This is a genomic window from Klebsiella sp. I138 (assembly GCF_051131765.1).
Taxonomy (GTDB): domain Bacteria; phylum Pseudomonadota; class Gammaproteobacteria; order Enterobacterales; family Enterobacteriaceae; genus Klebsiella.
In genome coordinates this window covers 1804484-1817976 of sequence record NZ_CP180447.1, presented here as the reverse complement: position 1 = coordinate 1817976, position 13493 = coordinate 1804484, and the positions used below count along the sequence as shown (strand labels likewise).

General features: G+C 53.0%; 15 protein-coding genes. 10 read left to right on the top strand and 5 right to left on the bottom strand.

What is annotated here, in order from left to right; translation table 11 throughout:
• The first annotated feature begins 19 nt into the window (after positions 1-19).
• Positions 20-988, top strand: coding sequence for a succinylglutamate desuccinylase (gene astE, locus ACMYSK_RS08460; protein WP_434641805.1), 969 nt, complete (start codon positions 20-22; stop codon positions 986-988).
• A gap of 366 nt (positions 989-1354) precedes the next feature.
• Entirely contained in the window at positions 1355-1837 is a 483-nt protein-coding gene (spy, locus tag ACMYSK_RS08455; protein ID WP_434641802.1) for an ATP-independent periplasmic protein-refolding chaperone Spy, read from the top strand.
• A 79-nt stretch (positions 1838-1916) separates the two neighbouring features.
• On the opposite strand, the gene cho is transcribed toward spy, so the two are convergent.
• Together cho and nadE are read right to left on the bottom strand one after the other, a co-directional pair.
• On the bottom strand, positions 1917-2792 hold the full coding sequence (gene cho / locus ACMYSK_RS08450) for an excinuclease Cho (RefSeq protein ID WP_434641799.1): 876 nt from the start codon (positions 2790-2792) through the stop codon (positions 1917-1919).
• Between the two features lie 111 nt (positions 2793-2903).
• The gene (gene nadE, locus ACMYSK_RS08445; RefSeq protein ID WP_434641797.1) at positions 2904-3731 is read right to left on the bottom strand and encodes an ammonia-dependent NAD(+) synthetase; all 828 of its coding nucleotides are present in this window, start codon (positions 3729-3731) and stop codon (positions 2904-2906) included.
• Positions 3732-3960: 229 nt separating this feature from the next.
• On the opposite strand from nadE, the gene osmE reads away from it, so the two are divergent.
• The 8 genes from osmE (at position 3961) to cedA (ending at position 10309) form a co-directional block, all read left to right on the top strand.
• Complete coding sequence (gene osmE / locus ACMYSK_RS08440) at positions 3961-4299, top strand: osmotically-inducible lipoprotein OsmE (protein ID WP_434641794.1); 339 nt, start codon at positions 3961-3963, stop codon at positions 4297-4299.
• Between the two features lie 281 nt (positions 4300-4580).
• The gene (chbB, locus tag ACMYSK_RS08435) at positions 4581-4901 is read left to right on the top strand and encodes a PTS N,N'-diacetylchitobiose transporter subunit IIB (protein WP_434641792.1); all 321 of its coding nucleotides are present in this window, start codon (positions 4581-4583) and stop codon (positions 4899-4901) included.
• 167 nt (positions 4902-5068) lie between these two features.
• Positions 5069-6427: a PTS N,N'-diacetylchitobiose transporter subunit IIC gene (chbC, locus tag ACMYSK_RS08430; RefSeq protein ID WP_434641790.1), complete on the top strand. Its 1359-nt coding sequence runs from the start codon at positions 5069-5071 to the stop codon at positions 6425-6427.
• A 52-nt stretch (positions 6428-6479) separates the two neighbouring features.
• Positions 6480-6827, top strand: coding sequence for a PTS N,N'-diacetylchitobiose transporter subunit IIA (gene chbA, locus ACMYSK_RS08425; RefSeq protein ID WP_100686083.1), 348 nt, complete (start codon positions 6480-6482; stop codon positions 6825-6827).
• A gap of 27 nt (positions 6828-6854) precedes the next feature.
• Positions 6855-7679: a transcriptional regulator ChbR gene (chbR, locus tag ACMYSK_RS08420; protein ID WP_434641788.1), complete on the top strand. Its 825-nt coding sequence runs from the start codon at positions 6855-6857 to the stop codon at positions 7677-7679.
• 102 nt (positions 7680-7781) lie between these two features.
• Positions 7782-9128, top strand: coding sequence for a 6-phospho-beta-glucosidase (locus ACMYSK_RS08415; protein ID WP_434641785.1), 1347 nt, complete (start codon positions 7782-7784; stop codon positions 9126-9128).
• A gap of 12 nt (positions 9129-9140) precedes the next feature.
• Positions 9141-9899 carry a chitin disaccharide deacetylase gene (gene chbG, locus ACMYSK_RS08410; protein ID WP_434641783.1) on the top strand — a complete coding sequence of 253 codons (759 nt, stop codon included), beginning with the start codon at positions 9141-9143 and terminating at the stop codon, positions 9897-9899.
• A gap of 170 nt (positions 9900-10069) precedes the next feature.
• A complete protein-coding gene (gene cedA, locus ACMYSK_RS08405; protein ID WP_434641781.1) occupies positions 10070-10309 on the top strand; it encodes a cell division activator CedA in 240 nt (79 codons plus the stop codon).
• A 117-nt stretch (positions 10310-10426) separates the two neighbouring features.
• Here cedA and ACMYSK_RS08400 read toward each other — a convergent pair whose 3' ends face one another.
• The 3 genes from ACMYSK_RS08400 to kduD form a co-directional block, all read right to left on the bottom strand.
• A complete protein-coding gene (locus ACMYSK_RS08400; protein WP_434641780.1) occupies positions 10427-11818 on the bottom strand; it encodes an L-cystine transporter in 1392 nt (463 codons plus the stop codon).
• A gap of 131 nt (positions 11819-11949) precedes the next feature.
• Positions 11950-12540: a metal-dependent hydrolase gene (locus tag ACMYSK_RS08395; protein ID WP_004860944.1), complete on the bottom strand. Its 591-nt coding sequence runs from the start codon at positions 12538-12540 to the stop codon at positions 11950-11952.
• Positions 12541-12631: 91 nt separating this feature from the next.
• Positions 12632-13393 carry a 2-dehydro-3-deoxy-D-gluconate 5-dehydrogenase KduD gene (gene kduD / locus ACMYSK_RS08390; RefSeq protein WP_434641779.1) on the bottom strand — a complete coding sequence of 254 codons (762 nt, stop codon included), beginning with the start codon at positions 13391-13393 and terminating at the stop codon, positions 12632-12634.
• Positions 13394-13493 lie beyond the last annotated feature (100 nt).

The following is a 13493-nucleotide window of genomic DNA, read 5'->3' as shown; positions in this document are numbered from 1 at the left end:
TCGTTATCAAGGAGGCATCGTGGACGACTTTCTGGCATTAACACTGGCGGGGCGTTTACCCCATCATTTTCATGGCGAAACGGCACATTTTCGCTGGCACTGGCTGGATTGCGGCGTTCTGCAACTGACTCCGCATGCGCGCTGCGAGCGTTCGCTGGTGCTGTCTTCAGGTATTCACGGGAATGAAACCGCGCCGGTGGAAATGACGCATCTGTTGTTACAGCAGTTGTTTAGCGGTGAGCTGCCGCTACACTGGCGGCTGCTGATTATCTTTGGCAACCCGGGGGCGTTACGGGAAAACAAGCGCTATCTGGATAGCGATATGAACCGGATGTTCAGCGGGCGCTGGGCGCGTTTCCCCGCCAGCGATGAAACTGCCAGAGCGCGGCAGCTGGAACGGGTACTGGCGCGTTTTTTTGCCGCAGGAACGGGCAGCCGCTGGCATCTTGATTTACATACCGCGATACGGGGTTCGCTGCATACGCGCTTTGGCGTGCTTCCGGCGCGGGAAGTGCCCTGGGATGAGGGGTTCTTGAGCTGGCTGGGAGGCGCCGGCCTGGAGGCGCTGGTCTTCCATCAGCAGCCGGCCGGGACATTCACCCATTTCAGCTGTGAACGTTTTGACGCGCTCTCGTGTACTCTGGAGCTCGGTAAAGCGTTGCCGTTTGGTGCTAACGATCTGACGCAATTTACCGTTACCCAGCGGGCGTTAATGCGTTTGCTGGTAGGTGATCTGTCGGTGGTTGAGAGCGGCCAGGTGCCGCTGCGCTATCGGGTGGTACAGCAAATTACCCGCCATAGCGATAATTTCCACCTGCATATGTCGGCACAGACGCTCAATTTTACCGCCTTTACGGCCGGAACTCTGCTCGCAGAAGACGGTGGTACCCGTTATGTGGTGGAAAAACTACAGGAGTTTGTCCTGTTTCCTAACCCGTCGGTGGCGCCGGGACTGCGGGCCGGACTGATGCTGGAGCGCCTGCCGTAGGTCGGTGGCCGAATATCTTTGCCGCTCATCCGAGCGGCTTCGTTTAATTTTTCGCAGTCATTTTTAGCTCGTAATCTTATTTTTTCGTGCTCTGCTATTTGATTGCAGATTATTCCTGGGTAAATGCTTTGTTTTTAATCTCTGTTGCTTTATGATTCTTGTAAATCTTCACCAAAACAATAGTTTATATATTTATTGTTGCAATCACCTCCTTAATTTCCTTATTTTCTCCACAATTGGTGAGAAAATGTTTTTTACACTTTCATTGTTTTACTCTTGCTCTGACTAATTGACGATAAACGTCGTAAAGTTTAACTCGTCAACACGGCAATACGCCGTAAGAATAACTTAAAGTAAGGACTGAATATGAAGAAGATTACTGCTCTGTTTGTTGCCTCTACACTGGCGCTGGGTGCGGCTAACCTGGCTCACGCTGCGGATACCACTACGACTCAGACCGAAAGCAAACCGATGATGCACCATAAAGGTATGCACGGCGGCCAGCACGATATGATGTTTAAAGGACTGAACCTGACCGATGCGCAAAAACAGCAGGTCCGCGACATCATGAAAGGCCAACGCGAAAACATGAAACGTCCGTCTCTGGATGAACGCCGCGCGATGCATGATCTGATCGCCAGCGATACCTTCGATAAAGCGAAAGCGGAAGCGCAAATCGATAAAATGGAAGCCCAGCATAAAGCAATGGCGCTTTCCCGTATGGAAACCCAGAACAAGATTTACAACATTTTGACGCCAGAACAGAAAAAACAGTTCAATGCGAATTTTGAGAAGCATCTGACAGATCGCAAAGCGCCAGAAGGTAAAATGCCTGCATCAGCTGAATAATTCAGCGCGCTGAATGAAGACCGCCGGTCTTGCCCAACACACGCCGTCAGGCATTGGGCAGGACCGGCGGTTTTTTTTGCTATCGAGACGGGGGCGAGAGGGGATGCAGCGTAAAGCGGCCGCTTAACAGCGGTTTGCAGAGAATTTTGTAGCCGTCATGATCAAAACCCGCCGGCAGGCGCGTTAGCGCCTCTGCCTTCTCCAGCGTCTCTACCGCACCCAGCCATAGCCAGTTATGTATGACGTGATAGTGGGTGAGGTCAGGGCCATTCTCCTCCAGGGCAACAGCCCCAGGCCACGGCCAGCACACCAGCTGCAGCTGAGCCATCCGGGCACGAAGTCTTTCATGGTGCGCGGCAAGACTTTCCTGACCACAGCAGGCGCCGGCGCAACGTCCTAGCCCGCGACGAAAGCAGGCCCGGCCCGGAGTGAGCGTTTCCAGCCCCAGCAGCCCATAGCAAAGATGATGTTCGTCAGCGAGGGCCGTCAGCGCCTGCAGGGCCGCCCGACGGTTGGCGTACAGGCCATACAGATGATTCTGGTGGGAGAAATCAACCTCGCGGGCGTATACCACCCGAGGGCGAGTCTCTTCCAGCAGCAGGGAACAGAGCTGTTTATTACGCCGCAGGCGCTTATTAAACAGTGGCTGGCGTTCTTTAATAAGCTGCGCCTCCAGCAGAAGCGCGCCCAGTTCTCCTGCCGTACGCTGCCAGCTGATGCTTCGTGCCTGACGGAGCATGGCCGCCTCTTCAGGCGTGCGCAGATGCGACAGCACCCGGCTGCGAATATTGATGCTTTTACCGATATACAGCGGGAGGGTATCGCTTTCGCCGTGAAACAGATAGACGCCCGGCAGCTTAGGCAGTGCCTCCAGCCAGGGGCGTAGGTGTTCGGGATATTCATAGATAGCCGCCGCGTCAAATTCCAGACGCGGGGCAGATTGTCTTCTGACCACGCGGGCTCCTGGTGCTGGTTATTTATCCAGTATAGCAGGGCGTTCAGAGAGCGAAAAGTGCAAATAATAACCCCGGCGCTGGCCGGGGTCAGAGAAAGGCGAGGGAAAACGTTACTTTTTCCAGAAGTCGTCAAAGACGGTAATCGGCGTGCGGCGTTTATGCTCGGTTTTCAGATACCAGCCTTCGATGATTTTGGCGGTTTTCTCATCCAGCGTTTTGCCTTCCAGATAGTCATCAATGTTCTCATAGGTCACGCCCAGCGCGACTTCATCAGGCAGAGACGGGCGATCGTCTTCCAGGTCAGCGGTCGGCAGCTTCTTATACAGGTGCTCCGGGCAACCTAACTGCGCCAGCAGCTGTTTACCCTGACGCTTATTGAGACGGAAGATAGGATTGATATCCGTACCGCCGTCCCCGTACTTGGTAAAGAAGCCGGTAATCGCCTCGGCCGCATGGTCAGTCCCGACAACGACACCGTGGGTCATCCCGGCAATGCTGTACTGAGCTTTCATGCGTTCGCGGGCTTTCTCATTGCCGCGAACAAAGTCGCTAAGTTCAATACCTGCTTCACGCAGCGCCTGCTCGCTGGCCAGCACTGCGCCTTTAATATTCACCGTCAGCACCCGATCCGGCTGAATGAAGGCGATAGCATCCTGGCAGTCCTGCTCATCCGCCTGGACGCCGTAGGGCAGGCGTACCGCAATAAACTGCAGTTTCTCATCGCCGGTTTCGGCACGCAATTCATTGATAGCCTGCTGACAGAGCTTGCCTGTCAGGGTGGAATCCTGGCCGCCGCTGATTCCCAGAACCAGTGACGTAATAAACGGGTAGGTCTGCAGGTATGATTTCAAAAAGTCCACGCTGCGGCGAATTTCACCCTCAGCATCGATCTCGGGCTTTGCGCCCAGCGCCTGAATAATCTCTTGTTGTAGCGTCATCGCGCCCTCCGGAAAGTGAATCTGTTTGGCTGCCAGTAGGGGTTAAAGCTACCTCTTTGCCAGGAAAACGACAAGGATCACAGAATTGACTGGTGTAAAAGAAAGCAATCAAGGACATAGGTTTTTTTTATTAGAAAGATCTTAAATTTACGCCTTTTGCACCTTCGGCTTGAAAAATAACGGTATTTATTCCAGGCTTATTAACACGCAGAATAAAAGAGGATGGAATATGAACAAGAATTTAGTTGGATTTCTGGGCGCAGCAGCAGTTTTAACTATGCTGGCAGGCTGTACGGCTTACGACCGTACCGCCGATCAGTTCACTCAACCGGTCGTCAAAGATGTCAAAAAAGGGATGACCCGGTCACAGGTTCTGCAGATAGCGGGCAAACCGTCATCTGAGGTTACCATGATCCACGCACGCGGAACCTGCCAGACCTATATCCTGGGTCAACGGGATGGTAAAATTGAGACCTACTTTGTTGCGCTTGATGAGACCGGTCGCGTAATGAACTCCGGCTACCAGACCTGTGCTGAGTACGATACTGACCCACGCAACAGCAAGTAATGCAACATACTGAGCACTACGAAAGCCCGACCACCGGTCGGGCTTTTTTATGACCACTGATGCTTATTTAATTGCGCGAATTATTTAGGGGAAATGTGAAGGTAGTCAAAACGCGAGGTCAATGAGAGACAATTTTGATTAACCAGGAATTATCCAGGTGCCGAACGATGCCGTATACTCAATGCATAAACAATACTAATTGAATGACTGCATGTCTTACCCGGCTTTCAGACATAAGAAGATGCTGAAGCCGCCAGGTCTTACAAATTGAGGAAGCGTTCATGGAAAAGAAACACATCTATTTATTTTGCTCCGCTGGAATGTCCACTTCGCTGCTGGTGTCTAAAATGCGCGCACAGGCAGAGAAATATGAAGTACCGGTCATCATTGAAGCCTATCCGGAAACTCTCGCCGGAGAAAAAGGCCCTGAAGCCGACGTCGTATTATTAGGCCCACAAATTGCGTATATGCTTCCCGAAATTCAGCGGCTGTTGTCAAATAAGCCGGTGGAAGTTATCGACTCTGCGCTGTACGGTAAAGTCGATGGTTTAGGTGTACTGAAAGCGGCCGTTGCGGCCATTAAGAAAGCTGCTGCACAATAATTTAATTTTAAAACTCGATATCCTTTTGGTATTCGGTAGCACGAAGCTGTGACGGTATTTTTCTGATTTACCGGAATAGCAAAGGTGAGAGTTTATTTTCCCGTCAAAGAGTAATTTCATACATCTATGCCGTAATGATTCAATTACGGCTTTAAAGGGTATTTGATATGAGTAAAGTGATTGACTCGCTTGAAAAGGTACTCCTTCCTTTTGCAGTTAAAATAGGAAAACAACCGCACATCAATGCGATTAAAAACGGCTTTATTAAATTAATGCCGTTGACCCTCGCAGGGGCCATGTTTGTATTAATCAACAACGTATTCCTGAGCTTTGGTGAAGGTTCTTTCTTCTATTCAATGGGTATTCGCCTGGATGGCTCAACCATTGAAACGTTAAACGGCTTTAAGGCTATCGGCGGTAACGTTTATAACGGGACGTTAGGCATTATGTCGTTGATGGCGCCGTTCTTTATCGGTATGGCGTTGGCGGAAGAACGTAAGGTCGATCCGCTGGCGGCGGGGTTATTATCGGTCGCGGCCTTTATGACCGTCACACCTTACAGCGTGGGCGAGGCCTATGCGGTCGGCGCAAACTGGCTGGGTGGGGCAAATATTATCTCGGGCATGATCATTGGCCTGGTTGTCGCAGAAATGTTTACTTTTGTTATCCGTCGCAACTGGGTCATCACCCTGCCGGATAGCGTACCGTCATCGGTATCGCGCTCATTCTCGGCGCTGATCCCAGGCTTCCTGATTCTGTCCGTATTCGGCATTATCTCCTGGATGCTGGCTAACCACGGCAGCAACTTCCACCAGATAATCATGGACTCTATCTCCAAACCGCTGGCGTCGATGGGCAGCGTGGTGGGCTGGGCTTACGTCATCTTCAACTCCCTGCTGTGGTTCTTTGGTGTACATGGTTCTCTGGCGCTGACCGCGCTGGACAACGGCATCATGACCCCGTGGGCTCTGGAAAACATCGCGCTGTACAACCAGTATGGTTCCGTTGAAGCCGCTATTGCGGCGGGTAAAGAGTTCCACTTCTGGGCCAAGCCGATGCTGGATTCCTACATCCTGCTGGGTGGCTCTGGGGCAACGCTGGGTCTGATTATCGCTATCTTCATCGGCTCACGCCGTGCGGATCACCGTCAGGTAGCAAAACTGGCGCTGCCGTCAGGCATCTTCCAGATTAACGAGCCGATTCTGTTTGGTCTGCCGATTATTATGAACCCGGTGATGTTCATCCCGTTCGTACTGGTTCAGCCGATTCTGGCCGCAATTACGCTTGCCGCCTACTCGATGGGGATTATCCCACCGGTGACCAACCTGGCACCGTGGACTATGCCTACCGGCCTCGGTGCTTTCTTCAACAGTAACGGGAGTATCGCCGCACTCTGCGTGGCACTGTTCAACCTGGGTGTGTCGGTGCTGGTTTACCTGCCGTTCGTGGCGGTCTCCAACAAGGCGCAGGCGGTTATTGAAGAGCAGGAAAGCGAAGAAGATATCGCGAATGCGCTGAAATTCTGATGTCGAGCGGTACGGGAGCATTCCCGTACCGCCTGAGAAATGAGGGAATACTATGTTTGATCTGGACAATATCGAAGCGGTTGATGTACCTGAGAATGACCTCGAAGAGGTTGTGATGGGGCTGATTATCAACTCCGGTCAGGCCCGCAGCCTGGCCTATGCGGCACTTAAGCAGGCTAAGCAGGGCGATTTCGCCGCAGCAAAAAACATGATGGAACAGTCTCGAATGGCGCTGAGCGAAGCGCATCGCGTACAGACTCAGCTCATTGAAAGCGATGAAGGCGAAGGCAAAATGAAGGTTAGCCTGGTGCTGGTTCATGCGCAGGATCATTTGATGACCTCAATGCTGGCGCGAGAACTGGTTGCCGAATTGATTGAGCTGCACGAGAAGGTACAATAGGCCATCTACACGATGAGGCAGCCAAAGATGATAACCACTGAAATCAGTACCGCACGGGAACAGCAGCTTTTCAACGGGAAAAATTTCCATGTGGTTATCTACAACAAAACGGAAAGCGTAAGCGGGCTTCACCAGCATGATTATTACGAGTACACCATCGTTTTAACCGGGCGCTATTATCAGGAAATTAATGGCAAACGGGTGCTGCTGGAGCGCGGGGATTTTGTCTTTATCCCGATGGGGTCGCATCACCAAAGTTTTTATGCTTTCGGCGCGACCCGCATTCTTAACGTCGGCATCAGCAAGAGTTTCTTTGAGAAACACTATCTGCCGCTGCTGCCGTTTGGTCTGGTGGCTTCACAGGTCTACGCGGTAAAAAGTACCTTTCTCAGCTACATCGAGTCGGTTATCGCTTCGCTGAATTTTCGCGAAACTGAATTTGACGAATTTATTGAACTGGTCTCGTTTTATACCATTAACCGTTTACGGCATTATCGCGAGGAGCCGGTGCAGGATGTTATTCCGCAATGGCTGAAAAATACCGTCGAGGATATGCACGATAAGCTGAAATTTGGCGAAGGTGCGCTGGAGCATATGGTTGAGCTCTCCGGGAAAACGCAGGAGTATTTAACCCGGGCAACCCAACGCTATTATGGTAAAACGCCGATGCAGATTATTAATGATATTCGCATCAACTTTGCTAAAAAACAGCTGGAGATCACCAACTACTCGGTGACCGATATTGCCTACGAATCGGGGTACAGCAGCCCAAGTTTGTTTATTAAAACATTCAAGAAGCTCACCTCATTTACGCCAAGCAATTATCGAAAACAACTGACCAGTATTAATTAACCGGAGCGGATTGTTCCGCACCAGGAAATATTCAAGTTAACTTTCCGTATCTATGCGGAGGGTGGGCTACGTGCAACTCGTGGTGCCACAAGGGAGAATATAATGAGCCAGAAATTAAAAGTTGTCACTATCGGCGGCGGCAGCAGCTATACCCCTGAATTACTGGAAGGGTTCCTGAAGCGTTATCACGAACTGCCGGTAACGGAGCTGTGGCTGGTTGATGTCGAGGAAGGGCAGGAGAAGCTCGATATTATCCATGCGCTGTGCCAGCGGATGGTGGAAAAAGCGGGCGTGCCGATGAAAGTCTACAAAACGCTGGACCGCCGCGCCGCGCTGGAAGGCGCCAGCTTTGTGACGACTCAGCTGCGGGTTGGCCAGCTGAAAGCGCGTGAAAAAGACGAACGTATTCCTCTCAGCCACGGCTATCTTGGTCAGGAGACTAACGGCGCTGGTGGCCTGTTTAAAGGTTTGCGCACCATTCCGGTGATTTTTGATATCGTCAAGGACGTACAGGAAATCTGCCCGGATGCGTGGATTATCAACTTTACCAACCCGGCCGGGATGGTGACCGAAGCCGTATATCGTCACACCGGTTTCAAGCGCTTTATCGGCGTCTGCAACATCCCGATCGGCATGAAAATGTTCATCACCGACGTGCTACAGTTGAGTCCGAGCGATGAGCTTTCTATTGATCTGTTTGGTCTGAACCACCTGGTCTTCGTCCGCGATGTGCTGGTGAATGGCAAATCGCGCTTCGACGAACTGCTGGACGGCGTTGCCTCCGGCACGCTGAGCGCCAACTCGGTGAAAAATATCTTCGACTTGCCGTTCAGCGAAGGGCTGATCCGCTCTCTGCGCCTGATTCCGTGCTCATATCTGCTGTATTACTTCAAGCCAAAAGAGATGCTGGCTATTGAAATGGGCGAGTACTATAAGGGCGGCGCCCGTGCTCAGGTGGTGCAGAAGGTGGAGAAACAGCTGTTTGAGCTGTATAAGAATCCGGATCTGAATGTGAAGCCGAAAGAGCTGGAGCTGCGCGGCGGCGCCTATTACTCCGATGCGGCCTGTGAAGTGATCAATGCTATCTACAATGATAAGCAAACCGAGCACTACGTCAACATCCCACATCATGGCCACATAGATAATATCCCGGCGGACTGGGCGGTCGAAATGACCTGCACGCTCGGAAGTGAAGGGGCGACGCCGACGCCGCGTATCACCCATTTCGATGAGAAAGTACTTGGGCTGATTTATACCATCAAAGGGTTTGAAGTGGCGGCGAGCCAGGCGGCAATCAGCGGTGAACTGAATGACGTGCTGCTGGCACTCAACCTGAGCCCGCTGATTCACTCAGACCGCGATGCGGAACTGCTGGCGCGCGAGATGATCCTTGCGCACGAAAAATGGCTGCCAAACTTTGCAGCAACAATCGAGAAACTAAAACAGTAACGGGAGCGGCTGATGGAACGCGTGTTAATCGTTAATGCCGACGATTTTGGCCTGAGCAAAGGCCAGAACTACGGCATTATTGAAGCCTGCAAAAATGGACTTGTCACCTCCACGACGGCGTTGGTTAACGGGGCGGCGATTAGCCACGCGGCCCAGCTAAGCCGCAGCGTACCGGAGCTGGGCGTCGGGATGCATTTTGTCCTGACGCTGGGTGAGCCTTTATCGGCTATGCCGGGCCTGACCCGTGAAGGGCGCTTAGGTAAGTGGATTTGGCAGATGGCGGAAGAAGATAGCCTGCCGCTGGATGAAATCGCGCATGAGCTGGAGTGTCAGTATCGCCGGTTTATCGAGCTGTTTGGCTGCGAACCGACGCATATCGACAGCCATCACCACGTGCATATGATCGCTCAGATCTATCCCGTAGTCGCCGCATTTGCGCGTGAAAAAGGGGTGGCTATGCGCATTGACCGCCAGCTCGCTGAGCGTGATGGCCTGGCACAGGATGCCGCACGCAGCAGCGACGGCTTTACCAGTGAGTTCTACGGCGAGGCGATATCTGAGGCGTTGTTTTTGCACACTCTGGATGCGTCCATTCAGCGGGAGGAGTCATCTCTGGAAGTGATGTGCCACCCGGCATTTGTCGACAATACCATTATGGGTAGTGCCTATTGTTATCCGCGGCTGGCCGAGCTGGATGTTCTGACCTCGGAATCCCTGAAGTATGCGGTGGCCGAGCGCGGATATCGGTTAGGAACCTACCGCGACGTTTAAAGAAAGAGCTAAGGGGAAGCGCGATGCTTCCCCTTGATTTCGCCCGTTATCCTGACAACGCTATACCTCACATCCGGGCACGAAGATACACGTAAGGGGCGACGAAAGGGGATGCAATCAGCTATGATAGCTTTTTCTGTCTCCCGCTTTGTTTAGTGAATCTATCGGTTATGAAAACACTTCGCCAACAAAATCGCCCTGTCATTAGCTACGTGCCTCGGGTGGAACCAGCCCCGCCGGAACACGCCGTCAAAATGGACGGTTTTCGCGATGTGTGGATGCTGCGGGGCAAATATGTCGCCTTCGTTTTAATGGGCGAGCATGTTCGACGTTCACCAACGTTCAGCGTGCCAGAGTCGGCGCAGCGTTGGGCCATGCAAACGCGACAGGAAGGCGAAATCACCTCCTGAAATGTCGTCAGCAATAAAAAAACCGCAGAGAGTTCTCTGCGGTTTTTTTATTGCCCGTCGGCAGCCTGCTTTCAGGCGAGGTTCCCGGCACCGACTGCGCCTGGCCGGCACCGAGGCTTAGCGATGTGCCAGTTCGGCGTCTTCTTCGCTCTCAAGAATGGTTTTGTCGGTCTGGCGCAGCCACTGGCTGGTCAGGGTGCCGGCGGTCATTGAGCCGTTCACGTTCAGTGCGGTACGGCCCATATCGATCAGCGGTTCAACGGAGATCAGCAGGGCGACCAGCGTGACCGGCAGGCCCATTGCCGGCAGAACGATCAGTGCCGCAAATGTCGCACCACCGCCAACGCCTGCTACGCCTGCAGAACTGACGGTTACGATACCAACCAGAGTGGCGATCCACAGCGGGTCAAGCGGGTTGATACCAACGGTCGGTGCCACCATTACGGCCAACATCGCCGGGTAGAGACCGGCACAGCCGTTCTGACCGATAGTCGCGCCAAAAGAGGCCGAGAAGCTGGCGATGGATTCCGGTACGCCCAGGCGGCGGGTTTGCGCTTCAACGTTCAGGGGAATCGACGCGGCGCTGGAACGGCTGGTGAAGGCGAAAGTCAGCACCGGCCACACCTTACGGAAGTATTTCAGCGGGCTTACGCCGTTAATGGCCAGCAGCAGACCGTGAACCACAAACATAATACCCAGACCAAGGTAGGACGCAACCACGAAGCTACCGAGCTTGATAATGTCCTGCAGGTTGGAACCGGCCACGACTTTCGTCATTAGCGCCAGTACACCGTAAGGCGTTAACTGCATAACCAGGCGTACCAGCTTCATCACCCAACCCTGCAGGGTGTCGATCGCCGTCAGAACGCGCTGACCCTTTTCAACGTCATCTTTCAGCAGCTTCAGCGCCGCAACACCGAGGAACGCGGAAAAGATAACGATGCTGATGATCGAGGTCGGATTCGCACCGGTCAGGTCCGCAAACGGGTTTTTCGGAACGAAGGAGAGGATCAGCTGTGGAACGCTCAGGTCAGCGACTTTACCGACGTAGTTGCTCTGAATCGCGTTCAGACGCGCGGTTTCCGCGCTGCCCTGCACCAGACCTTCAGCGGTCAGGCCGAACAGATTGGTCACCAGCACGCCGACCAGCGCCGCAATCAGTGTGGTGAACAGCAGGGTACCGATACTCAGAAAGCTAATTTTCCCCAGCTGCGATGCATTGTGCAGGCGTGCAACCGCGCTCAGAATTGAGGCGAAAACCAGCGGCATCACGATCATCTGCAGCAGCTGGACGTAGCCATTACCGACGATGTTGAACCATTGAATGGAGTCTTTCAGCACCTGGCTGTCGGAACCGTAAATCAACTGCAGCGCCAGGCCGAATACCACGCCGATGACCAGACCGACCAGCACTTTTTTGGCGAGGCTCCACTGTTTGTGGCGAGTTTGCCCCAGCGCAAACAGCAAAACCGCGAACACGATAACGTTCGCTATTAATGGAAAGTTCATCCCCGTTCTCCTGATATGTTTTTATCTGGCTGGTCTGTTACCAGCTCTAATGGCGCAAGGTTAGCAGAAGAGGAATTCATTACTTATATTCAAATGGAATGGATTATAACTATTTTGTTTATTTCGCCTGTTTATCGTCCGGTCTGGTGACTAATAAAACGATTAAAGGTGATCTGCAGGGAATTAATCATCCCCGAAGACCAGCGCACGGCGCTATTCTCGGCGAAAGTTTGCGGCATCCACACGGCATAGACGAACAGCGCCATACAGAGCGCCCGCTCCAACTGATTACCTTTACGCGGCGCGAGGATCGGCAGGCGAAAGCGCCAGCGACAGGGCCAAAGCAGGGGGACGCCGGCCGGAGTGAGCATATCGGCAAGAATATGGCTGAGGTAGCCAAGCACCAGCCCCTGTACGGCATCGGCGGGCACGAACCAGCTTTCCGGCACTTTCAGATAAAACAGCGTGATGGCACCAAACACCGCCAGCAGGCTATGGGTGAACCCGCGGTGGCCAAAGGCGCGGGCGACCGGTTTTGATATCCAGCTGAGCCGCTGGCCGAGGAATGACTTCGGATGATCGATATCCGGCAGCAGGCAGGTCAGCACCGCGGAGGGGACAATATGCCACCAGTCACCCTGTGCCAGTACGGGGGTTAATTCCGCATTTTTGGCAAATACTGCACAGGCAATAGAAAAGAAGAGATGGCCTTCCGCCGTCATGATAAAAACCCTAAACTGTCAATTCATACAGTATAGGGTTTTTATACAGTGTGCGAAAGAGGTGACGGTGTAACTCTTTGTCACAAAATTATCAACGTGCCAGCCAGCCACCGTCAACCGCAAGCGTATATCCATTGACATAATCCGCGGCCTTTGACGCCAGGAACACGACCGGGCCCTGTAAATCATCCGGGACGCCCCAGCGTCCGGCCGGGATACGGTCGAGGATCTCTTTACTGCGTTCGGCATCATCGCGCAGTTGCCGGGTATTATCGGTGGCCATATAGCCCGGGGCGATAGCATTCACATTGATATTCTGCCCGGCCCATTCGTTAGCCATCAGGCGAGTCAACCCGAGCACGCCGCTCTTGGAGGCGGTATAAGAGGGGACGCGAATACCTCCCTGGAACGAGAGCATCGAAGCGATGTTGATAATTTTCCCACCGTCGCCTTGCTGAATAAATTGCCTGGCGACCGCCTGAGACAAAAAGAACACCGACTTGAGATTGAGGTTGAGGACGTCGTCCCACTCTTTTTCTGTAAACGCGAGGGCATCGGCACGGCGGATTGTCCCGGCGTTATTCACCAGAATATCCACCCGGCCCATTGCGGAGACGGCGCTGGTGACAATGTCGGCGATCGCCTCCTGACGGCTGAGATCGGCCTGAATAGCGGTAAACCGACGCCCCAGCGCCAGAACCTTTTCAGCCGTTTCGTGCGGAACCTTACGATTGACACCGACGATATCGCAGCCGGCCCTGGCAAGGCCCAGCGTCATTCCCTGGCCCAAACCGGTGTCACATCCCGTCACGATGGCGACCTTACCCGTCAGGTCGAAGGCGTTAAGTACCATATGCACCTCTGTATGCTGTTTCAGGCGTAAAACCACGCCGTTTTTTCAAGCATAGAGGGTGAAGAGCGGAAATACAATTAAAATTGAAACGCTGTTTTAT

Coding starts and splice junctions, on each gene's coding strand:
- spy (WP_434641802.1), top strand. CDS start 1,355: ATGAAGAAGATTACTGCTCTGTTTGTTGCCTCTACACTGGCGCTGGGT.
- nadE (WP_434641797.1), bottom strand. CDS start 3,731: ATGACGCTACAACAAGAGATTATTCAGGCGCTGGGCGCAAAGCCCGAG.
- osmE (WP_434641794.1), top strand. CDS start 3,961: ATGAACAAGAATTTAGTTGGATTTCTGGGCGCAGCAGCAGTTTTAACT.
- chbB (WP_434641792.1), top strand. CDS start 4,581: ATGGAAAAGAAACACATCTATTTATTTTGCTCCGCTGGAATGTCCACT.
- chbC (WP_434641790.1), top strand. CDS start 5,069: ATGAGTAAAGTGATTGACTCGCTTGAAAAGGTACTCCTTCCTTTTGCA.
- chbA (WP_100686083.1), top strand. CDS start 6,480: ATGTTTGATCTGGACAATATCGAAGCGGTTGATGTACCTGAGAATGAC.
- chbR (WP_434641788.1), top strand. CDS start 6,855: ATGATAACCACTGAAATCAGTACCGCACGGGAACAGCAGCTTTTCAAC.
- ACMYSK_RS08415 (WP_434641785.1), top strand. CDS start 7,782: ATGAGCCAGAAATTAAAAGTTGTCACTATCGGCGGCGGCAGCAGCTAT.
- chbG (WP_434641783.1), top strand. CDS start 9,141: ATGGAACGCGTGTTAATCGTTAATGCCGACGATTTTGGCCTGAGCAAA.
- cedA (WP_434641781.1), top strand. CDS start 10,070: ATGAAAACACTTCGCCAACAAAATCGCCCTGTCATTAGCTACGTGCCT.
- ACMYSK_RS08400 (WP_434641780.1), bottom strand. CDS start 11,818: ATGAACTTTCCATTAATAGCGAACGTTATCGTGTTCGCGGTTTTGCTG.
- ACMYSK_RS08395 (WP_004860944.1), bottom strand. CDS start 12,540: ATGACGGCGGAAGGCCATCTCTTCTTTTCTATTGCCTGTGCAGTATTT.
- kduD (WP_434641779.1), bottom strand. CDS start 13,393: ATGGTACTTAACGCCTTCGACCTGACGGGTAAGGTCGCCATCGTGACG.